This window comes from Aeromonas australiensis (assembly GCF_000819725.1).
GTDB classification, from domain to species: Bacteria; Pseudomonadota; Gammaproteobacteria; order Enterobacterales; family Aeromonadaceae; genus Aeromonas; species Aeromonas australiensis.
Window position 1 is genome coordinate 42,116 of the sequence record NZ_CDDH01000014.1, and the last position, 21,217, is coordinate 63,332.

Consider the following 21,217-nt stretch of genomic DNA (forward strand, 5'->3'; position numbering starts at 1 on the left):
ATGCTGGCAACCACCTTATATCACCAGGGATAGGTAACGCCGGGCCACTCGGCCCAAGGCACCTCTCGCCCCGGCAGACGCGGCTCGGACCAGCGCCATACTCTGGCGAGCCAGTCGCGCAGCTGAATCTCCAGCTCTTCATCGGTGATGGGCGCCTCGGCCACCTTCCAGAAGAAGAGCTCAACCTCTACCTCCGGCAGAACCGAAGGGTAGAGATAGACCCCGCCCCAGAACTCGGATTCCCGATCCGGACTCCAGAGGCCATAAGCAAAGGAGCGTTTGGCCAGAAACTCCGACTGCTGCCACTCCAAATCCCCTTCGTGCTGACTCAGGCTGAAATTGGCGGAGGGCCAGATATCGTTTGGCCGAAACAGCTGATGAAGCTGTTCGCACTCGCGCAGGATGGCGACAAACTCCAGCACCGCCTGCGCGGGAGTCGCGGGCAACAACAAGAAACGCGGGTGCCGATAGGCCTTCGGCACCCGAAACCGTTTGGGAAAACGCAGCATCAAAGCAGCTCCAACAGAGCTTGCACTGGATGTTTGAGCTTTTCCCCCTCCATTCGCTTGACCTGACTGCGGCACGAATAGCCGGTGGCCAGACAACGCGCTTTGGGCAGGCGGGCTAGCGGGTCGGCCCAGCTCAACCCATAAATGCCCTTGGAGTTCTCCACCTGTTTGACGTCGTGACCATAGGTGCCTGCCATACCGCAGCAGCCCACCGAAACCGGCTGCAGTTTGGCGCCAAAGCGACCAAACAGGGTGCTCCAGTCGCCGTGAGTGGAGGGCTTGGCGGTCTTCTCGGTGCAGTGAGCAAACAGATACCAGGGCTCGCCCCCCTCCTCGCTCTTGGTCTTGTCGGTGCTGACAGGCAACTGCTCTGCCGGCAACGACAGCAGCCACTCCTGGGGCAGCAACACCTGAAAATCACCGCGAGCCGACCCCAGTGCCTTGGCATACTCGTCGCGATAGCAGAGCACCATGGCCGGATCCACCCCCACCATGGGGATGCCAAGCGCTGCCACCTTGTTGAAGAACTGGGCGCTGTTGGCGGCGGTGCGGGCAAAGGCGCGCAGGAACCCCTTGATATGCTGGGGTTTGCCGTTGGGTTTAAAGGGCAGCAAGTAGGGCTGGAACCCAAGCTTGCTGGCGAGTTTCACCAGATCGCGCACCACGGGGGCGTCGTAATAGCTGGTGAAGGGATCCTGCACGATGAGCACCACCTGCTTGCGCTGCTCGGCGCTCATCCGCTCCAGCCCCGGCAGATCAAAATAGCGGGCGCGGTTGTCGTGCAGGCTCTCGGCCAGAGTCGGCACACTCAGAAGCGGCACATCCACCATGCCGATGCTCTTCTCGGCCGCCTTCTGGGCCCACTCTTTTTCCAGGAAGAAGTTGACCAGCTTCGGCGCCTTGGCGAGCAGCGGCGTATAGCTTTCGACGGTACCGACGACGTAATCCTTGGGGGCGCGCAGGTAGCGGCCGTGATAGAGCTGCATAAAGCGGGCGCGAAAATCGGGTACATCCACCTTGATCGGGCACTGGCTGGAGCACGCCTTGCAGGCCAGACAGCCAGCCATCGCCTCCATCACCTCGTGGGAGAAGTCATACTCGCCGCGCTGTTTGGCCCAGCTGTTGCGCACCTTGTCCACCAGCTGTTTGAAGCGCACCCCACCGGATTGCAGTGCCACCTCTTCCGCCAGCGGATCGAACCCCTGCTCCGATAACTGACGCAACCATTCGCGCATCAGGCCCGCCCGCCCCTTGGGGGAGTGGCGGCGATCGCGGCTGATCTTGACCGAGGGGCACATGGGGGAGTCGGTCTCGAAGGTGAAGCACAAACCATTGCCATTGCAATCCATGGCGCGGGTGTAGCTGGTGCGCACCGCGAGCGGGATCTGGCGGTCATACTTGCCGCGCTTGGGGCCATCTACCGATACCAGCTCGGCGCCACTACCATAGGGAATACAGATCTTGCCCGGGTTGATCCGGTTAGCCGGGTCGAACGCCCCCTTGACCCGCTGCAGCTCCTCCCACAACTCGCCAAAGAAGGCGGGGCTGTATTCGGAACGAAACCCCTTGCCGTGCTCCCCCCACATCAGGCCGCCATATTTGGCGGTCAGCGCCACCACCTGATCGGAGATGCGGCGCAGCAGCAGCTCCTGCTCGGGGTCGCACAAATCCAGCGCCGGGCGCACGTGCAGCACCCCGGCATCGACGTGGCCAAACATGCCGTAGTCGAGGCCGTGGGCATCCAGCAGGGCGCGAAACTCCATGATGAAATCGGCCAGGGATTCGGGCGGCACGGCGGTATCTTCGGTGAAGGCCACCGGCTTCTTGCGCCCTTCGGCGTTGCCCAGCAGCCCCACCGACTTCTTGCGCATGGCGTAGATGGTCTCGATGCTCGGCAGGTGGTCACACACCTGATAGCCGATGATCCCCGCCTCCCCCTTGGCCAGCAGGTCGTCGATACGGCGGCAGAGCTCGGCCACCTTGGCCTTGTGTTCCGCTTCATCGGTATCGGCAAACTCGACCATATTGAGCCCCTGCAGATCCTTGCCGGGCACATCCTGAATCAGTTCTTTCACCGAATGCCAGATGATGTCGGCGCGGGCCAGCCCGAGCACCCGGGAGTCCACCGTCTCCACCGACAGGGCTTGCGCCTGCACCATAAAGGGGGCGTTGCGCAGAGCCGAGGGGAAGCTGTCGTACTTGACGTTAACGAGCGTGCGATAACGCGGGATGGGGGTGATATTGAGTTTGGCTTCGGTGATAAAGCCGAGGGACCCTTCAGAGCCGCACAGCACCCGGCTCACATCCAGGGTATCTGTGTCGGGTTGATAGAGGTGCTTGAGATCGTAGCCGGTCAGAAAGCGGTTGAGCCTGGGGAAGGTCGCTTCGATATCGGCGCGGCGCTCCTTGCCGATGCGATAGAGGGTGCGGTAGATCTCCCCTTCGCGACTCTCCAGCGCCAACTTGTCGGCAAGCCGTTCGCCATTTAGCGGCTCGGTGGCCATGATGTCGCCACTCTCCAGCACGGCTTTGAGGCCGAGCACGTGATCCGAGGTTTTGCCGTAAACCAGCGATCCCTGCCCCGAGGCATCGGTGTTGATCATGCCCCCTAAGGTGGCGCGGTTGGAGGTCGAAAGATCCGGCGAGAAGAAGTAGCCGTGGGGCTTGAGATAGGCGTTGAGCTGGTCTTTCACCACCCCGGCCTGGGCGCGCACCCACCCCTCCTCCAGATTAATTTCCATGATCTGGTTCATATAACGGGAGAGATCGACGATAATGCCGCCGCCCAATGACTGACCGTTGGTGCCGGTACCGCCACCGCGAGGGAAAAAACTCAAGGAGGCAAAAACCGGATCAGCAGCCAGCTTGAGCATCACTGCTATTTCATCCGCACTGCGCGGATAGAGCACCGCTTGAGGTACTACCTGATAGACGCTGTTGTCCGTCGCCATCGCCAACCGGCTTGCATAAGACTTTTCGATATCACCACGAAATGCACTGCGCGCTAACAACTCAAGAAATTGCAGGGTTGTGGGTGACAAACTGTCCTGGTAATCGAGTCTCGGGATCATGAATCCTTGTTCCCTTGTTTACTTGATGCCGGCACGCCGGCGACTACGACCGGTCCGTCGCCTGTCAATGGCATCCAGACCAGTCCGCTCACATGTGAGCGGGCAGTATATCAGCTAGAAAACCGCTTGCCCTTGGCAATATTCACCATTTGAAAGGAGGACTTTTATGGCTCACACCAGCCATGTTATCAGTACGCTTATCACCACCGAAAAACAGGCGCTGACCCTGTCGCTGTTCGGTTGTATCACCTTTGCCATCTTCGGCATCGGCTACGGCCTGTTGGTTGGTTCCAACGCCATCATGCTCGATGGTATCTTTACCCTGTTCAGCATGGGCATGACCGGCCTTGGCCTGGTGACCGCCTATCTCGTTACCCGCCCTTCCGATGCGCGCTTCCAGTACGGCTATGCCCACTTCGAGCCCATCGCCAACGTCATCAATGGCACCATTATTCTGCTGCTCTGCCTCGGCGCTCTCTATAGCGGCATCACCACCCTGCTGGATGGCGGACGGGAGATCGATCTCGGCCACGCCCTTATCTATGCCGCCGTCTCCACCTTCTTCTGCGCCATCATCTACCGGATTGAAGCCCGGGTCGCCGAGCAGGTAGACTCCGAACTGGTGCGGGTCGACTCCAAGGAGTGGCTGGTTGACACCATTTTAAGCGCCACCCTGCTGGTCGGCTTTCTGATCGCCATTGGCCTCGATGCCATCGGTCACGGTCAATACAACCGCTACATAGATCCGGTGCTGGTCTCGCTGCTGGCACTGTGCGCCACTCTCATTCCCATCAAGGTGCTGAGCATAAACCTGCGAGAAGTATTCAAACTTGCCCCCAAGGGCGATGTGTCACAGCAGGTCGAGCGGGAAATAGAGACGCTGCGCCAGCGTCACGGTATAGAGTGCTACAGCCATCTGGCCAAAAGCGGTCGCCGCTTCGATCTGGAATTGAATATTCTGGTGGCACCGGGTCAGGAGTGGCCCGTCGAACGTCAGGATGCCCTGCGTCAGGAGCTCTGGTCTCGCCTCGGCGATACCCTGGGGGATGCCTGGCTCTCGGTCTGTTTCACCCGCGAAAAGCGCTGGTTGTAACGACCGCACGGGGGAGTGCGGCATGGCCGCCTCCCCCTGTCGCATCACACCCCGCTGACACTGCTCTTGCCAAATTGGCGCCAGCCGCTATCATCGGGGCTCATTTTTCACCCGAGGTTTTATTGCCCATCATGGACAATCCCCGAAGTTGCCCTTCGTCTCTCTCTGTCAAAGCCTATCTTTTTCTGCTTAATCAGCGCCTCTGAATAACACCTTTGCCTTGCTGTTACTGCGGCCCTCGTGCGCCCTGCTCACGCTCTGCTCTGTCTGTTTTTTTGAGGTCACTACATGGAATTGCTGCTGGACCCCCATATCTGGATCGGTCTGTTTACCCTGATCCTCCTCGAGATTGTGCTGGGGATCGACAATCTGGTCTTTATCGCCATCCTGGTGAAAAAACTGCCCCCCGCCCAGCGGGACAAGGCGCGCGTCATCGGTCTGTCGCTGGCCCTGCTGATGCGCCTTGGCCTCTTGAGCGTGATGTCCTGGCTGATCACCCTGACCACCCCCATTTTGCACCTGTGGGATCACCCCTTCTCCGGCCGGGACCTGATCCTGATGGGCGGCGGCCTGTTTCTGCTGTTCAAGGCCACCTCCGAGCTGCACGAGCGGCTGGAAGCCAAACCCCAGGATGATGGGCCGCTTGGCGTCTACGCCCGCTTCGGCGTGGTGATCGCCCAGATCCTGGTACTCGATGCGGTCTTCTCCCTCGACTCCATCATCACCGCCGTCGGCATGGTCGATGAACTGTGGGTGATGATGGCTGCCGTCACCATCGCCATGGTGGTGATGGTGCTCGCCTCCAAGCCGCTGACCCGCTTCGTCAACGCCCACCCGACCGTGGTGGTGCTCTGCCTGAGTTTCCTGCTGATGATAGGTTTTAGCCTGGTGGCGGAAGGATTCGGCTTCCACATTCCGAAGGGTTACCTCTATGCGGCCATCGGCTTCTCGGTACTGATCGAGTTCTTTAACCAGCTGGCCCAGCGCAGTGCGGCGCGCCAGGATGCCAAACAGCCCCTGCGCGAGCGCACCACCGCCGCCATCTTCAAGTTGATGGGCAGCAAAGCCTATCAACCTCGGGAAGATGATGATTTTGATACAGCCCCCGCCGAGCGAGTGAGCTTTGGCGAGGAGGAGCGCTATATGGTGACCGGCGTGCTGTCGCTGGCCGAGCGCTCCATCCGTACCATCATGACCCCGCGCTCCGAAATGGCCTGGATCGATATCAACGACGCCAGCGACGAGATCCGCGCCCTGCTGAAGCGGGAACCCCACAGCCTGTTCCCCCTCTGTGACGGGGATCTGGACGAGGTGATCGGGGTGGTCAAGGCCCGCGACCTGCTGTTTGCCTTGAACGAAGGACAATCCTTAAGCGAATTGGCCAGGCAGAACGACCCCATTATCGTGCCGCAGACCATCAACGTGATTAAGCTGCTGGCTGAACTTCGCCAAGCCAAGGGGAGCCTGATCCTGGTCGCCGACGAGTTTGGTGTCATTCAGGGGCTGGTGACCACCCACGACCTGCTGGAGGCCATCGTCGGCGAACTGCCAGACGAGGACGAGACCCCGGATATGGTACGTAGCGGGGAAGGGTGGCTCGTCAACGGCAGCACCAACATCCACCATGTGGAGCAAGTGCTGGAGCACGAAGGGCTGGTGAGCGAGAGTGACGAGTATGTGACCCTGGCGGGCATGCTGCTCTCCCACTTTGGCACCCTGCCCACCCCGGGCCAGCAACTACAGTTGCAACAACTCTGCTTTGAGGTGGTTGACGTCAGTGAGCGGCGCATCGAACAGGTGCGGGTAATGCCGGCGATGGGCTGAGTGTGCCCGAACATGACCAGAGGGCCTGCGGGCCCTCTTTTGTTATCCCCCTTGCGATCGGCCAGCCCTCCATCAACACACCGCACCCGATTGCTGCACCAGATGCAATTCAATGGTGCAATTACCCCTCTTTTTCACAGCAAGATGGCGGCATAGAGTGGCCTCATTTCCACCATGAGGAACTCAAGATGAGCCTGGATCCCCTGTTTTGCCCGCAGCGCCTCGGCCAACTGCACCTTGCCAACCGCATCGTCATGCCCCCCATGACCCGCTCCCGTGCCAGTCAGCCCGGTGATGTGGCCAACGCCATGATGGCGAGCTACTACGCCCAGCGCGCCGAGGCGGGCCTGATCATCAGCGAAGGCACCCAGATCGACCCCGTGGGCAAGGGCTACGCCTGGACGCCGGGTATCTACAGTGCAGAGCAGATCGCCGGCTGGAAGCTGGTGACCGATGCCGTGCACGCCAAGGGGGGCACCATCTTCGCCCAGCTCTGGCACGTGGGCCGGGTCACCCATCCGGACAACATCGGCGGCGCCCAGCCCATCTCCGCTTCAGCCCTGCCCGCAGTGGGCGTCAAGGTGTTCGTCGATAACGGCAGCGATGCGCCGGGCTTTGTCGAGACCGTCACCCCGCGCGCCATGACTCAAGCCGATATCGATGCGGTAGTGAGCCAGTTCCGCCAAGCGGCCCGTAACGCCATCAGCGCCGGTTTTGACGGCATCGAGCTGCACGCCGCCAACGGATACCTCATCAACCAGTTCCTCGACTCCGAATCCAACGCCCGCACCGACAATTACGGCGGATCGCTGGAAAACCGACTGCGCTTTCTCAAAGAGGTGACCGAGGCGGTCAGTAGCGAAATCGGGGCTGACCGGGTTGGGGTGCGTCTTGCGCCGCTCACCACCCTCAACGGCACAGTCGATGCCAATCCGCAGCAGACCTATCTGGCGGCCGCCCGCCTGCTGGGCCAGCTCAACGTGGTCTACCTGCACATTGCCGAAGCGGACTGGGACGATGCCCCCCTGATGCCGGAGCACTTCAAGCAGGGTCTGCGGGATGCCTTTCCCAACACCCTGATCTATGCCGGCAAATATGATGGTGAACGTGCCCGAGCGGCCCTTGAGGCGGGCTGGGCCGACATGAATGGCTTTGGCCGCCCCTTCGTCGCCAACCCGGACCTGCCGAACCGGCTGCGCCACGGCTATCCGCTGACACCCCACGATCCGGCCACCCTGTTTGGCGGCGGCGAGCAGGGGCTGACTGACTACCCGAGTTATCAACCGACCGCTGCGCCGCTCCCGGTCTGATCTCCGTAAACCGCTCGCCGGTTGGTACACCAATACCGCCATACATAAATGAACGAGGCCCGCCAGTGATGGCGGGCCTCTTTTTATATCAACTGCTTTTCATATCGAGGGCATTGGCACCTGACTCAATGCAGGATCACCCCATGGAGCGCGGCATAGCCGCGGATCTCCCGGGTCAACCGCGCCTTGTCGGTCAGAGAGAGCCAGCTCGCCTCAACGGCATTGAGCGACAAACGGCAGAGCTGACTCGGGCTGGCACCCAGCGCATCCGCCAGGGCCACAAAGTTGGCGTTCATATAGCCGCCAAAATAGGCGGGATCGTCCGAGTTGATGGTGACGCAAAGCCCCTGCTCCAGCAGCCGCAACACATTATGCTGGGCCATATTGCCGAACACCTTGAGCCTTGTGTTGGAGAGGGGGCAGACGGTGAGTGGCAACCGGGTATCGGCCAGATAACGGAGCAGCTCAGGGTCATCTGCCGAGCGCACCCCGTGATCGATACGCCGCACCTGCAGCTCGTTGATCGCCTGCCAGATGTAGTCGGCAGGCCCCTCTTCACCGGCATGGGCCACCACCGGCAGCCCCAGCTCGCGGCATTTGGCAAAGACCCGGGCAAACTTGGTCGGCGGATTGCCCTTCTCCCCGGAGTCGAGGCCGATGCCGTGAATACGCGACAGGAAGGGCTGCGCCTGCGCCAACGTCGCAAAGGCCTCCTCTTCGCTCAGGTGGCGCAAAAAGCTCATGATAAGGCGCCAGCTGATGCCAAACTCCTTCTCTCCGGTCTGCAGCGCCCGCTCGATACCACTCAGCACAGTAGCAAAAGGAACGCCGCGGGCGGTGTGGGTTTGCGGGTCGAAGAAGATCTCCACATGTACCACCTTGTCGGCGGCGCATCGCTCAAGATAGGCCCAGGTGAGGTCAAAAAAATCCTGCTCGGTCACCAGCACGCTGGCGCCGAGATAGTAGAGATCAAGAAAGGATTGCAGGCAGTCAAAGTCATAGGCGGCGCGCACGCTGGCCACATCGGGCCAGGGCAGTGGCACACCGTTGCGGCGGGCCAGCTCAAACATCAGCTCGGGTTCGAGGCTGCCCTCGATATGCAGGTGCAGCTCCAGTTTCGGCAGTCCGGCGATAAATTGCGCGGCGGTGAGGTGTTCGGGTGTGACTGGCTTGGGAATCGGGGTGTCCATAGCGACGGCTCCAGCAGCAAAGTGATCCCGGCGTCAGCCCCTCCACCAGAGTGACACCATGACAACTTAATTGTGCACCCAAGTGGCGAGACAGGGGAGACTTGTCACCAAACAGACTTATAATGGCGTCACAAAAATCATAAATGATTGAACATCTTAACGATCGGCGACTCGCCTGCGCCCTGACAAGGAGTTTTCATGAAGAAGAACGTCATCTGCGATATTGACGGTGTCATCCTGCACAACAACGATCTCATCCCCGGTGCCGACCGTTTCGTCCACCGCCTGCTGGAGCAGGGCTGCAAGCTCTTGTTCCTCACCAACTACCCGGCTCAGACCCAGAAAGATCTGCAAAACCGCTTCCGCTCCGCCGGGATTGAGGTGCCGGAAGAGTGCTTCTACACCTCCGCCATGGGCACCGCCGACTTCCTCAAACGTCAGGATGGCAAGAAAGCCTATGTGATTGGCGAAGGAGCCCTGACCCACGAGCTCTACAAGGCCGGTTTCACCATCACCGACATCGACCCCGACTTTGTGGTGGTGGGAGAAACCCGCAACTACAACTGGACCATGATGCAGCTGGGTGCCAAGTTCGTCGATCAAGGCGCCCGCTTTATCGCTACCAACCCCGACACCCACGGCCCCCTGATGCACCCGGCCTGTGGCGCCCTGTGCGCCCCCATCGAGCGGATGACCGGCAAGAAGCCGTTTTATGTCGGCAAGCCAAGTGCCTGGATCATCCGTGCGGCGCTCAACCGGATGGAAGCCCACTCCGACAACACCATCATCATCGGCGACAACCTGCGCACCGACATTCTGGCGGGCTTTCAGGCCGGTCTCGAGACGGTGCTGGTGCTCTCCGGGGTAAGCAAGGTCGCCGATATCGACCGCATGCCGTTTCGCCCGAACCATATTTTCGACTCTGTGGTCGACATCGATATCGTCTGATCACAGGAGCCATCCATGGAACCGCTTTTCATCGCCGTAGCCTTTGCCTGCGGCATGCTGGTCAACCTGGTGGGACTGCCCCCCCTGATTGGCTTTCTGGCCGCTGGCTTCGTGCTCAATCTATTGGGCTATGGCAGCTCAGTGGTCATGACCACCCTGGCCGATCTGGGGGTGACCCTGATGCTCTTTACCATCGGCCTCAAGCTCAATATCAAGACCTTGCTGCGGCGGGATGTGTGGGGAACAGCCTCCCTGCATATTCTGATCTCCAGTGGCTTGTTCTGGGTGCTGCTACTGGCCTGCAAGGGGCTGGGCATGAGCCTGATGATGGAGCTGGATTGGCCGCACGCCCTCATGCTCGGTTTTGCCCTCTCCTTCTCCAGTACCGTGTTCGCCGTCAAGGTACTGGAGGAGCGCAGCGACATGAACGCCCTCTATGCCAAGCTGGCGATCGGGGTGCTGATCATGCAAGACATCTTTGCTGTAGGCTTTTTGACCGTATCCAGCGGCAAGTTACCCAGTATCTGGGCGCTGTGGGTATTGGCACTGCCCTTCCTGCGGCCACTGCTGTTCAAACTGCTGGAGCGGGCTGGCCACGGTGAATTGCAGATGCTGATGGGGATCACCCTGGCCCTGGTGGTGGGTGCCGCCGGCTTTGAAGCGGTCGGCCTGAAACCGGATCTCGGGGCCCTGATCATCGGCATGTTGCTGGCTCCCCATCCGGCGGCGGCCGGTATGGCCAAATCCCTGTTCAATCTCAAGGATCTGTTCCTCATCTGCTTTTTTCTCTCCATCGGTCTCAATGGCATGCCCACCGAACAGACCATGTGGATGGCGCTGGTACTGATGTTGGCCCTGCCGCTGAAAAGCGCGCTCTACTATCTGGTCTACAGCGCCGCCCGGCTGCGGGTGCGTACAGCCCTGCTCTCCACCCTGGTGCTTGCCAACTACTCAGAATTCGGGCTCATCGTGGCAGCCATTGCCGCCAAGGCAGGGTGGCTCTCCCATGAATGGTTGATTGCCCTGTCGCTGGCCCTGGCTGGCAGCTTTATGCTCTCTGCCCCCCTTAACAGCTACAGCGAGTGGATTTATCAACAGCTGGGGCCCTGGTTGCGGCGGCTGCAGGCCGATACGCTGCATGTGGAAGATAGACCCATCGAACTGGGAGACTCGGAGGTGATCGTGCTTGGCATGGGCCGCATCGGACAGGGCGCCTACCAGGAGCTGGAACACAAATATGGTCAGGTGATCCTCGGGGTAGAAAATGATGCCGAAAAAGTGGTGCAACTGCGGCAACAGGGGGTAAATGTGCTGGAGGGCGATGCCACCGATACCGATTTCTGGGACAAGGTGATCCTCTCTCATCAAGTCCAGCTGATCATACTCGCCATGCCCCATCACTCGGGAAATCTGTATGCCATCGATATGCTGCGCCAACGTGGCTTCAACGGCAAAATCGCCGCCATCGTCCGCTTTATCGATGATATCCCCTCGCTGCAGGAACACGGTGTCGATGCGGTCTTTAACCTCTATGACGAAGCGGGCAGCGGCTTTGCCCGCCACGTGATCAAGCAGTTGCATCCCCTCGATACCCCACTTGTCAATGAGGGGCCCTCTCGTTTAACTTATCCACAACATAGTTAAATAAAGTAAACACTGGCGGGGTCAGGATGGCCCCGCGTTCCTATCTGCCGAAGCCAAGGAGGCACCATGAAGACCCTCAACGACTGGATCCTGCTCGACCGCCACGAGGCGGCCCCTACCCCGCTGATGCCCGCCCCCGAGCGCATTAAAGCGGGCAACCCGAGCCAGACGGTGTGGAACCACTACTCCGACCCCCGCCAGCAGTTTCACGTCGGCTTCTGGGCTTGCGAGCCCGGCCGCTGGGCCATCCACTACACCGAACACGAGTATTGCCAGCTGCTGGAGGGGGATGTGGTGATCCACGACAGTCAGGGTGGCCAGCTGGCCCTCAAACCCGGCGATCAATTCGTCATTCCCGCCGGCTTTGTCGGCGAGTGGGAGACCCTCACCCCTTGTCGCAAGGTTTATGTGATCTTCGAGCCCGCCTCGACTTGACGTTCACGTCACCCAGCCCCGTTGCAGCAGCCCTTATCCTGTTGATCCGCTTGACGCTTACGGCATGATTTTCTGCGGTTTTCCCGCTTGCAAAAGATTTTTCCGCTAGGCATTGTGATTGGCGAGGAATGTAAACGGAATTTCGAGCCCGAACGTGGGGGGCTCATATAAAAATCAAGAGGATAACCGCCAATGTGTTCAATTTTCGGCATTCTGGATATCAAGTCCGATGCAGTAGCCCTGCGCAAATCGGCACTGGAGATGTCCAAGCGACTTCGTCACCGCGGGCCTGACTGGTCCGGCGTCTACAGCTCCGACAAAGCCATTCTGGTACATGAGCGTCTGGCCATCGTCGACCCGGGCAATGGCGCCCAGCCGCTCTACAACCCCGAGCGCACCCATGTGCTGGCGGTCAATGGCGAGATCTACAACCACAAAGAGCTGGAGAAGACCCTCAAGGTCGACTTCCAGTTCCAGACCAAATCTGACTGCGAAGTGCTGCTGGCCCTTTACAAGGAGAAGGGCCCGGCGTTTCTCGACGATCTCAACGGCATCTTTGCCTTCATTCTTTATGACGCCGAACAGGATGCCTACCTGATTGGTCGCGACCACATGGGGATCATCCCCCTCTATACCGGCCGCGACGAGCACGGCAACTTCTATGTCGCCTCCGAAATGAAGGCGCTGGTGCCGGTCTGCAAGAGCGTCGAAACCTTCCCGCCGGGACACTACCTGTGGAGCAAGGATGGCGAGCTCAAACAGTGGTACAAGCGCGACTGGATGGAATACAGCGCGGTCGAGCACAACGTCAGCGACAAAGCGGAGCTGAAAGCCGCGCTGGAAGCGGCGGTCAAGCGCCAGCTGATGTGCGACGTGCCTTATGGCGTGCTGCTCTCCGGCGGGCTGGACTCCTCCGTCATCTCCGCCATCACCAAGCTCTATGCGGCGCGCCGCATCGAGGACGATGGCAAGAGCGAAGCCTGGTGGCCCCAGCTGCACTCGTTTGCCGTGGGGCTGGAAGGCTCGCCTGACTTGGCCGCTGCCCGCAAGGTGGCCGATCACCTCGGCACCATCCACCACCAGATCCACTTCACCGTGCAAGAGGGGCTGGATGCCCTGCGGGACGTCATCTATCACCTCGAGACCTATGACGTCACCACCATTCGCGCCTCCACGCCGATGTATCTGATGGCCCGCTACATCAAAGCGATGGGGATCAAGATGGTGCTCTCCGGTGAAGGCTCCGACGAGCTGTTTGGTGGCTACCTCTATTTCCACAAGGCGCCCAACGCCCGCGAGTTTCACGAAGAGACGGTGCGCAAGCTCTCCGCCCTGCATCTCTATGACTGCCTGCGCGCCAACAAATCCATGGCCGCCTGGGGGGTGGAAGGTCGCGTCCCCTTCCTCGACAAGGAGTTCATGGATGTGGCGATGCGCCTCAACCCCGCCGACAAGATGTGTGGCAAGGGCAAGATCGAGAAGCATATCCTGCGCGAAGCGTTCGAGGATCTGCTGCCCCATGAAGTGGCATGGCGTCAGAAGGAGCAATTCTCCGACGGCGTAGGCTATTCGTGGATCGACAGCCTCAAAGCCATGGTGGAACAGGAAGTGACGGATCAGATGTTCGAGGCGGCCGCATTCCGCTTCCCCATCAACACCCCGCTCACCAAAGAGGCTTACTTCTACCGCGCCATCTTCGACGAGCACTTCCCGCTGGAGTCCGCCGCCCGCACCGTGCCCTACGGCAAGTCGGTCGCCTGCTCCACCCCCACCGCACTGGAGTGGGATGCCAAGTTCAAAGAGTTGGCCGACCCCTCCGGCCGCGCCGTGATGGACGTGCACCAGCAGGGTTATTGAGCCCTGACGGGTGAACCAGACCGGAGAATGCCAAATAAAAAAAGCCCTTCACCATGGTGAAGGGCTTTTTTATGGTTCAGCGCGACGGGCCGGCAGCGCAAAAACTGCCCTCCTAGACGGGCAGTGTTGAGCACCAGGACCCGACCGAATGCAACCCGTCCGCAATAGGCTCATAAGTGGCCAACCAGGGTAAGGTAAAGCCAACCATTTTATGCACACTGGCCCGATGCCCCCATGACACCGCCTCATCACTGCGATGCCGGGTGTCGAGCTTCATCTTTTCCATGACTGCCTGGGCACTCAGATTGAGATGACGGTAAAAACTGGCATTGAGCTGGGTCAGATGGAGCAAGGAGTGGCGCATCCGTTTGAATGTCTCCGGGCAGACCGGGCTCTGCTTGTGCCAGAAGGAAGCAAGCGAACCCTTGGTGGTCAGGCCGTCAATATCATAGAGCGCCCGCCCCATGCAGAAGGTGGGCACATCATGCAACAGCGCAGAGAGACCGACCGTGCTGTTGATAGTGATCACCCCTTTGAGCAGGGGATAGAGGGTCGGCAATGGCAGTTCATAACCGTAGAAGACCCGCCCCTCCAGACCAAGCACGGCAATGAGTCTGTTTATCTGGGCGCGATAACTGACATAGCCCCGATCCATCGGGTGATGCTTGAACAGCAACACATCTTCGGGTTTGGCATGCTCTGCAAAGGAGTTGATCACCTGGGCAACCATCTCCTCTACCCCGCTCAGGTCAGAGTGCTCCCGGATCTGAAAATCTTCGGTCACTTGCAGTGGCACAAAGAAGATCCGCCCGGCGTATTGAGGCAACGCCTTGAGCAAGGCGCGATCCTGGCGCAGATTGCCGTATTTCACCATACCGCCATACACCCATCCCATCGCCTCTTGCACCAGACTCCAGGGGCGATGATTGACAAAATGGGGGTAGCGCCACTGCATCAGCGCCTTGCAAATATGGTAACGGCTGGCATACCAGGCTCGGCGAGCAAAGGTCTTGCCCACCTGCAACGGCGCCACATAGGGAGCGGGCCAGCTCAGCCCGGCCAGCTGATCACGCCGCGCATAGAGCGGACTAAACGCATTGACCCCCCCCTGCTCCAGCGTCACAAAATCCGGGCGCAGGTAGCCCTCCTCCATGGCCCAGACCGCCACCTTTCTCAGCTTGCAGATACGAATAGCTTGTTGGTGGTAATAGCGGCAGTCGCCATAGCAGATCAGGCTCTCGATACCGTGGCGCTTGATGAAACGGCGAAAAAAGGTATTCCAGCTCTCCGGCTTGCCGGTAAACCGTTCGTTGTGACCGGCGCACGGCCAGCACTCATCCCCGCCGTTGAAATGGATCTTGTAAACCTCATGGCCAGCCTCCGTGAGGGTGTGACTCAGAGTCTGAAAGAAAGGGCCAAGCGGTCCTTGCAGCAACACAATCTTCATGATCGGTTTATCTCATTAACGAGGGAAGGGAAGGACGCTGGCGCAGGGTCTCGACCAGATAACCCAACTTGAGCTGCCAACGTTGCCAGCGGCTCGACTTGCCGCTGACCCCCTGGCCCTGCTGTGCCAGCTGGCGGATCAACTGCTCTGGCGTGATCCAGAGCCCGGTCTGCCAGTCGAGATAGCGCGGATAGGCAACCAGGGTCAGATAGACCAGCGCCGCCAGCGGCAGGCTGCGTTGACGACGGGCAGGAGGATAGGCATCCGTGGTCAGGCCCCAGCCGCTGTAGAAGGGTTGGCCCCAGGTGGTTACCTTGACCCCCTGCACCAACGCCTCAAAGCCGCTGAGCGAAGTCATGGTGTGCAGCTCATCCACATGGGGATAAAGGCTGGTGAGCCCGATATCCAGCACCTGACTATCGACACACTCCGCCAGACAGGCCGCTGAAATCGCCCCACCCCGATTGCCCGCCACCACATCAGGGTGCGGCTTGTAGAGAATATGAGCGTCGGGTTTGGCCGCCCGCACCGCCCACAGCAACTGCTCGTTGCTGCGAATATGGGGGCTCCCGGTGAGGATGGAGGCATCGCCATCCACCTGGCCCACCACCAAAACCAGCTCACGACCATCATCGGGCCTGACGTAGTGCTGCGGCTCGCCCACATTGTATTTGCTGACCCTGTGCTCCCGTAGCAAGGCGATCAGGGCGTCACCGCGCTTGACCTCTGCCTCCGTCATTCCCTGATAGTTGAGCAACTGTTCCAGCCCGCTGGGAGTCCGGCTATCGAAATAGATCCCGACCGGGTCCAGCGACAAGGAGGAAGGCCGACAGAGATTGGAGCCCAACCCCCTCGAGCGAATAAAACCATCCTCGACCCGGATTGCCGAGGCGAGATCGGGGTGACGACTGCCCCACACCAGCACCTGCTCGTCACCGGTCAACCGCTTGGGGGGCTTGCGCACAAAGCGCAGCTCATCGGCCAAATGTTGGCAAAACGCCTGCATAAAGGCCCGCTTCCACAGCGAGAAACCGACCAGATAAAGCCTGCGCCAACGTGGAGCAGGCTTTTGCTGGCGAGCAATGATGGCAACGACCTCTTCCACTTCACAACGTTGGCCAAGCACGGGGTCAAGATAGCGCGGGTAGCAGATCAAGGCTGCCGCAACAAGCTGGGGGAGCGACACTTTTACGTTGCGCCGTTCACACTGCTTACTGTCATGGGTCAGCCCCCAACCGGCATAAAACGGCATCCCGAAGCAGTAGACCGGCTTGCCCAGCAGCAGGGCTTCAAAGCCGAGCTGGGATGACACCGTATAGACAGCATCCACCACCTTGAGTAGCGCATGGGGATGGCAGTGATCGGCCACAATCTCTACATCATCGAGGTTAAGACGGGCCAACACCCCGCGCTTCTTGCCAAGGCGCATCTTGTTAAAACGAGTGTCAGGGTGGGTACGCAGCAACAGCCGCGCATCGGGATGATTGCGGCGCGCCGCTTCCACCATCGCCACAAAATCCGCTTCACTGGCCAGCGCCCCCGGAATGGAGAGATCCCCCGCCACCTGATCGACCAGCAGGATCCTGGGTTTGGCGCTCTGCTGCAGACGTGCGGCAAGCCCTGCTGGCAAGCCACCATAGTCCCCGACAGCAGAGAGTGCGGTCACGCTGCCGCTGACAATCGACTGACCGGGGGCAGTGGCATAACAGTTGTATTTGGTGATCCCGAGCCGTACCAGCTCACCAATCAATCGCTCGGCCCGTGCCAACATCTGTGGCTCGCACGGGATGGCAATCAACTGCTCAAGCTGGCTGGGCTGGCGGGCATCGTAATAGATCCCGACGGGATCGGCGATCAGCGAGACCGCCTTGCCATCCCCGGCGGGGTGACCGATATAACCGATAAAGCCATCTTCCAGCTGCCAATAGGGCAATCCTAACGCTTGTGCCTTCTGCTTAATCTGCTTGGTATTGGCTTTTTGGCCCCAACCAACTAAAACATCATTTTCAGAAAAAGAGACAACCCCTTCCATATGATGTAATGGGTAACCAAGCATAGGTTCAATACTGTTTTTTCTAGCAAGAATGCCTTTCGAACCCGTATATAAAGCCATATCATCTCAGCGAACTAAAGACTCCCTGCCATAGTGCAGGGAGTGTAATTTAGATAAACAGATCTGCGGTCTCTAATGACTTGGCAGTACTATCTTTTGCAGAGGTAAGGATGTCCGCGTTTAATTCAGGCCATTTAATACCAATCGAGGCATCATTCCATGCAATACCTCTATCGCTCACTGGTGCATAGTAATTGGTTGTCTTATACAAAAACTCGGCCGTTTCTGTCAGCGTAACAAAGCCATGAGCAAATCCTTCCGGGATCCACAGTTGTCGCTTGTTCTCTCCAGAAAGGTGAACGCCTACCCATTGCCCGAAGGTCGGGGAGCTTTTACGAATATCTACAGCCACATCAAATACTTCACCCGCCACACAGCGCACCAGCTTGCCCTGGGCATGGGGAGGCAATTGATAATGCAAGCCACGCAATACCCCTTTCGACGATTTGGAGTGATTATCTTGCACAAAAGTAACCGGATATCCAACGGCCTCTTCAAACAACTTGTGGTTGAAACTCTCAAAGAAAAAACCACGTTCATCACCAAATACTTTTGGCTCAAAAATAAGTACATCAGGAATCGCTGTCTTGATTACATTCATCTGTCTATCCACATTTGATTCAATTTTTATGGGGGGAGCATCTTCCCTCCCCCCTATATCACATCAGGCTTTGGCAACCATTCTTAACAAATATTGTCCATAGGCATTCTTTGCCAGTGGCGCTGCAAGTTCACGCACCTGGTCGGCATTGATAAACTTCTGGCGATACGCAATCTCTTCCGGGCACGCCACTTTCAACCCCTGACGGGTCTCGATAGTTTGAATAAAGTTGCTCGCTTCAATCAGGCTTTCATGGGTACCGGTATCCAGCCAGGCATAACCACGGCCCATCATGGCCACCGACAGATTGCCTTGCTCCAGGTAAATACGGTTCACATCGGTAATTTCCAGCTCACCACGGGGCGACGGCTTCAGGCTCTTGGCAATCTCCACCACGCTGTTGTCGTAGAAATAGAGGCCGGTCACCGCATAGTTGCTCTTGGGCTCCAGTGGCTTCTCTTCCAGAGAGATAGCGGTACCCTCTTTATCAAATTCCACCACCCCATAACGCTCGGGGTCATGCACATGGTAGGCAAAGACGGTAGCGCCGCTCTCTTTGGCCGCTGCGGCTTCCAACTGTTTCTGCAGGTCATGGCCGTAGAAGATGTTGTCGCCCAGCACCAGTGCACAGGGATCTGACCCGATAAACTCTTCACCCAGAATAAAGGCTTGTGCCAACCCGTCCGGACTTGGCTGTACCTTGTATTGCAAGTTCAGACCCCACTGGCTGCCATCACCCAGCAATTGCTCAAAGCGGGGAGTATCTTGCGGCGTGCTGATGATCAAAATATCGCGGATCCCCGCCAGCATCAGGGTGCTGAGCGGATAGTAGATCATCGGCTTGTCATAGATGGGCAGCAGCTGCTTGCTCACTGCCATGGTCACAGGATAGAGACGGGTGCCAGATCCACCGGCCAGAATAATGCCTTTACGTTTGGTCATGATGCTTGTTTCTTATTTTTAAATTGCAAAAGAAAAGGGTGGCTTGCGGCCACACCTTTCTGTTTTATCCCTGCCAGCCAGAGAGGCGTTCAACACATCTCTGGCCAGTGATTTATTTGTCCAGGATCTCGGTCAACATCCGCTCCACACCGACGGTCCAGTCCGGCAGCACCAGATCAAAGGTGCGCTGGAATTTGCCGGTATCAAGGCGGGAGTTATGGGGGCGTTTGGCCGGAGTCGGGAAGGCACTGGTCGGCACCGCATTGAGCTGTGTCACCGCCAGTTCAACCCCGGCCTCTCTGGCTTTGGCAAACACCAGCTGGGCGTAGTCAAACCAGGTGGTGGTGCCGGAGGCAATCAGATGGTACAGCCCGGCGACCTCGGGTTTGCGCTGCGCCACGCGGAGAGCATGGGCAGTACAATCGGCCAGCAACTCGGCGCCGGTCGGTGCGCCGAACTGGTCATTGATCACTGACATCTCGCTACGCTCTTTGCCAAAGCGCAGCATGGTCTTGGCAAAGTTGGCGCCGCGGGCGGCGTAAACCCAGCTGGTGCGGAAGATCAGGTGACGAGCGCACAGAGCAGCCCCCTGTTCCCCCGCCAGCTTGGTTTCGCCGTAGACGTTAAGCGGTGCAGTCGCATCGGTTTCCACCCAGGGGCGCTCACCGCTGCCATCGAACACATAGTCGGTGGAGTAATGCACCAACCAGGCACCCAATACTTCCGCTTCTTTGGCGATAGCAGCCACGCTGGTCGCGTTAAGCAGCTCGGCAAACTCCCGCTCGCTTTCGGCCTTGTCGACTGCGGTGTGGGCTGCGGCGTTGACAATCACGTCCGGCTTGACCAAGCGCACCGTCTCCGCTACGCCGGCCGGATTGCTGAAATCACCGCAATAGTCAGTGGAGTCAAAATCAACGGCAGTGATACGCCCGAGCGGCGCCAGTGCGCGCTGCAGCTCCCAGCCGACCTGGCCGTTTTTGCCAAATAATAAAATATGCATAGTGTTCTCGGGATTCAGGATTCAGGATTCAGGATTCAGGATTCAGGATTCAGGATTCGATTAACCATTAACGAGTCCCGAATAACAAATCACCAATCACTCATTACCATATTGCTGCTCAATCCAGGACTGGTAGGCACCGCTCTTGACGTTATTCACCCACTGCTGATTATCCAGATACCACTGCACGGTTTTGCGAATACCGGATTCAAAGGTCTCTTGCGGTTGCCAAGCAAGCTCACTGCTCATCTTGGTCGCATCGATGGCATAGCGGCGATCGTGGCCGGGGCGATCCGCCACATAGGTGATTTGATCGCGGTAGCTTTTCCCCCTCATCCCTGACCCTTCTCCCGCAAGGGGAGAAGGGGATAAGGGCACCATCTCGTCCAGCAGATCGCAGATGGCGTGTACCACCTCCAGATTCTGCTTCTCGTTGTGACCGCCGATGTTGTAGGTCTCCCCGACCACGCCAGTGGTCACCACCTTGTAGAGCGCGCGCGCGTGGTCTTCCACATAGAGCCAGTCACGGATCTGGTCGCCCTTGCCATAGACAGGTAACGGCTTGCCATCCAGCGCGTTAAGAATGACCAGCGGGATCAGCTTCTCGGGGAAGTGGTACGGGCCGTAGTTGTTGGAGCAGTTGGTGACCATGGTCGGCAGGCCGTAGGTGCGGCGCCAGGCGCGCACCAGATGGTCGCTGGAAGCCTTGGAGGCAGAATAGGGACTGCTGGGGGCATAGGGGGTGGTTTCGGTGAATAAAGGCAGTGATTGGTTATTGGTTAATGGTGAATGGTTGAATTCATCGGGGTGTGGCAGATCCCCATACACCTCGTCGGTGGAGATATGGTGGAAGCGGAAGGCCGCCTTGCGTACCTCGTCCAGGCCGTTCCAGTAAGCGCGAGCCGCTTCCAGCAACATATAGGTGCCGACGATATTGGTCTCGATAAAGTCAGCCGGCCCTGTGATGGAGCGATCAACATGACTCTCGGCGGCCAGATGCATCACAGCATCCGGCTGGTGCAAGGCAAACACCCGATCCAGCTCGGCGCGATTGCAGATATCTACTTGCTCAAACGCATAACGCTCGCTTGACGAGACATCGGCCAGGGATTCCAGATTGCCGGCATAGGTGAGTTTATCGAGATTGATAACAGAATCTTGGGTATCACGGATGATATGGCGCACCACGGCAGAGCCGATAAAGCCGGCACCGCCGGTCACGAGGATTTTCAT

Annotated in this window: 16 protein-coding genes; 7 read left to right on the plus strand and 9 right to left on the minus strand. The window is 58.8% G+C overall.

The window, feature by feature from the left end:
* Window positions 1-20: 20 nt before the first annotated feature.
* Both BN1117_RS02670 and ydiJ read right to left on the minus strand, forming a co-directional pair.
* The gene (locus tag BN1117_RS02670; protein ID WP_040094719.1) at window positions 21-509 is read right to left on the minus strand and encodes a hypothetical protein; all 489 of its coding nucleotides are present in this window, start codon (window positions 507-509) and stop codon (window positions 21-23) included.
* Window positions 509-3,580 carry a D-2-hydroxyglutarate dehydrogenase YdiJ gene (gene ydiJ / locus BN1117_RS02675; protein WP_040094720.1) on the minus strand — a complete coding sequence of 1,024 codons (3,072 nt, stop codon included), beginning with the start codon at window positions 3,578-3,580 and terminating at the stop codon, window positions 509-511. The genes BN1117_RS02670 and ydiJ overlap by 1 nt, the downstream gene beginning before the upstream one ends.
* Before the next feature lie 166 nt (window positions 3,581-3,746).
* On the opposite strand from ydiJ, the gene BN1117_RS02680 reads away from it, so the two are divergent.
* From BN1117_RS02680 to BN1117_RS02690, 3 genes are all read left to right on the plus strand, one after another.
* Window positions 3,747-4,673, plus strand: a complete 927-nt coding sequence (locus BN1117_RS02680) for a cation diffusion facilitator family transporter (RefSeq protein WP_040094721.1) — start codon at window positions 3,747-3,749, stop codon at window positions 4,671-4,673.
* Between the two features lie 288 nt (window positions 4,674-4,961).
* Window positions 4,962-6,497, plus strand: coding sequence for a TerC family protein (locus BN1117_RS02685; RefSeq protein WP_040094722.1), 1,536 nt, complete (start codon window positions 4,962-4,964; stop codon window positions 6,495-6,497).
* Window positions 6,498-6,685: 188 nt separating this feature from the next.
* Window positions 6,686-7,807 (plus strand): alkene reductase, encoded by a 1,122-nt coding sequence (locus BN1117_RS02690; RefSeq protein ID WP_040094723.1) that lies wholly within the window; start codon window positions 6,686-6,688, stop codon window positions 7,805-7,807.
* A 125-nt stretch (window positions 7,808-7,932) separates the two neighbouring features.
* On the opposite strand, the gene BN1117_RS02695 is transcribed toward BN1117_RS02690, so the two are convergent.
* Entirely contained in the window at window positions 7,933-8,997 is a 1,065-nt protein-coding gene (locus BN1117_RS02695) for an adenosine deaminase (protein WP_052441393.1), read from the minus strand.
* 198 nt (window positions 8,998-9,195) lie between these two features.
* On the opposite strand from BN1117_RS02695, the gene BN1117_RS02700 reads away from it, so the two are divergent.
* The 4 genes from BN1117_RS02700 (at window position 9,196) to asnB (ending at window position 13,881) form a co-directional block, all read left to right on the plus strand.
* Window positions 9,196-9,945, plus strand: coding sequence for an HAD-IIA family hydrolase (locus BN1117_RS02700; RefSeq protein ID WP_040094724.1), 750 nt, complete (start codon window positions 9,196-9,198; stop codon window positions 9,943-9,945).
* Window positions 9,946-9,960: 15 nt separating this feature from the next.
* The gene (locus tag BN1117_RS02705; protein WP_040094725.1) at window positions 9,961-11,589 is read left to right on the plus strand and encodes a cation:proton antiporter family protein; all 1,629 of its coding nucleotides are present in this window, start codon (window positions 9,961-9,963) and stop codon (window positions 11,587-11,589) included.
* 66 nt (window positions 11,590-11,655) lie between these two features.
* Window positions 11,656-12,024 carry a cupin domain-containing protein gene (locus BN1117_RS02710; RefSeq protein ID WP_040094726.1) on the plus strand — a complete coding sequence of 123 codons (369 nt, stop codon included), beginning with the start codon at window positions 11,656-11,658 and terminating at the stop codon, window positions 12,022-12,024.
* Between the two features lie 192 nt (window positions 12,025-12,216).
* A complete protein-coding gene (asnB, locus tag BN1117_RS02715; protein WP_040094727.1) occupies window positions 12,217-13,881 on the plus strand; it encodes an asparagine synthase B in 1,665 nt (554 codons plus the stop codon).
* Between the two features lie 112 nt (window positions 13,882-13,993).
* Here the strand turns inward: asnB and BN1117_RS02720 are convergent, their stop codons facing one another.
* From BN1117_RS02720 to rfbB, 6 genes are all read right to left on the minus strand, one after another.
* On the minus strand, window positions 13,994-15,328 hold the full coding sequence (locus tag BN1117_RS02720) for a capsule biosynthesis protein (RefSeq protein ID WP_040094728.1): 1,335 nt from the start codon (window positions 15,326-15,328) through the stop codon (window positions 13,994-13,996).
* A 7-nt stretch (window positions 15,329-15,335) separates the two neighbouring features.
* Window positions 15,336-17,441 (minus strand): capsular polysaccharide export protein, LipB/KpsS family, encoded by a 2,106-nt coding sequence (locus tag BN1117_RS02725; RefSeq protein WP_040094729.1) that lies wholly within the window; start codon window positions 17,439-17,441, stop codon window positions 15,336-15,338.
* Between the two features lie 49 nt (window positions 17,442-17,490).
* Complete coding sequence (gene rfbC / locus BN1117_RS02730) at window positions 17,491-18,042, minus strand: dTDP-4-dehydrorhamnose 3,5-epimerase (RefSeq protein WP_040094730.1); 552 nt, start codon at window positions 18,040-18,042, stop codon at window positions 17,491-17,493.
* A 63-nt stretch (window positions 18,043-18,105) separates the two neighbouring features.
* Window positions 18,106-18,984: a glucose-1-phosphate thymidylyltransferase RfbA gene (gene rfbA, locus BN1117_RS02735; RefSeq protein WP_040094731.1), complete on the minus strand. Its 879-nt coding sequence runs from the start codon at window positions 18,982-18,984 to the stop codon at window positions 18,106-18,108.
* A gap of 112 nt (window positions 18,985-19,096) precedes the next feature.
* Window positions 19,097-19,984 (minus strand): dTDP-4-dehydrorhamnose reductase, encoded by an 888-nt coding sequence (gene rfbD / locus BN1117_RS02740; protein WP_040094732.1) that lies wholly within the window; start codon window positions 19,982-19,984, stop codon window positions 19,097-19,099.
* Between the two features lie 96 nt (window positions 19,985-20,080).
* Window positions 20,081-21,217: a dTDP-glucose 4,6-dehydratase gene (rfbB, locus tag BN1117_RS02745; RefSeq protein ID WP_040094733.1), complete on the minus strand. Its 1,137-nt coding sequence runs from the start codon at window positions 21,215-21,217 to the stop codon at window positions 20,081-20,083.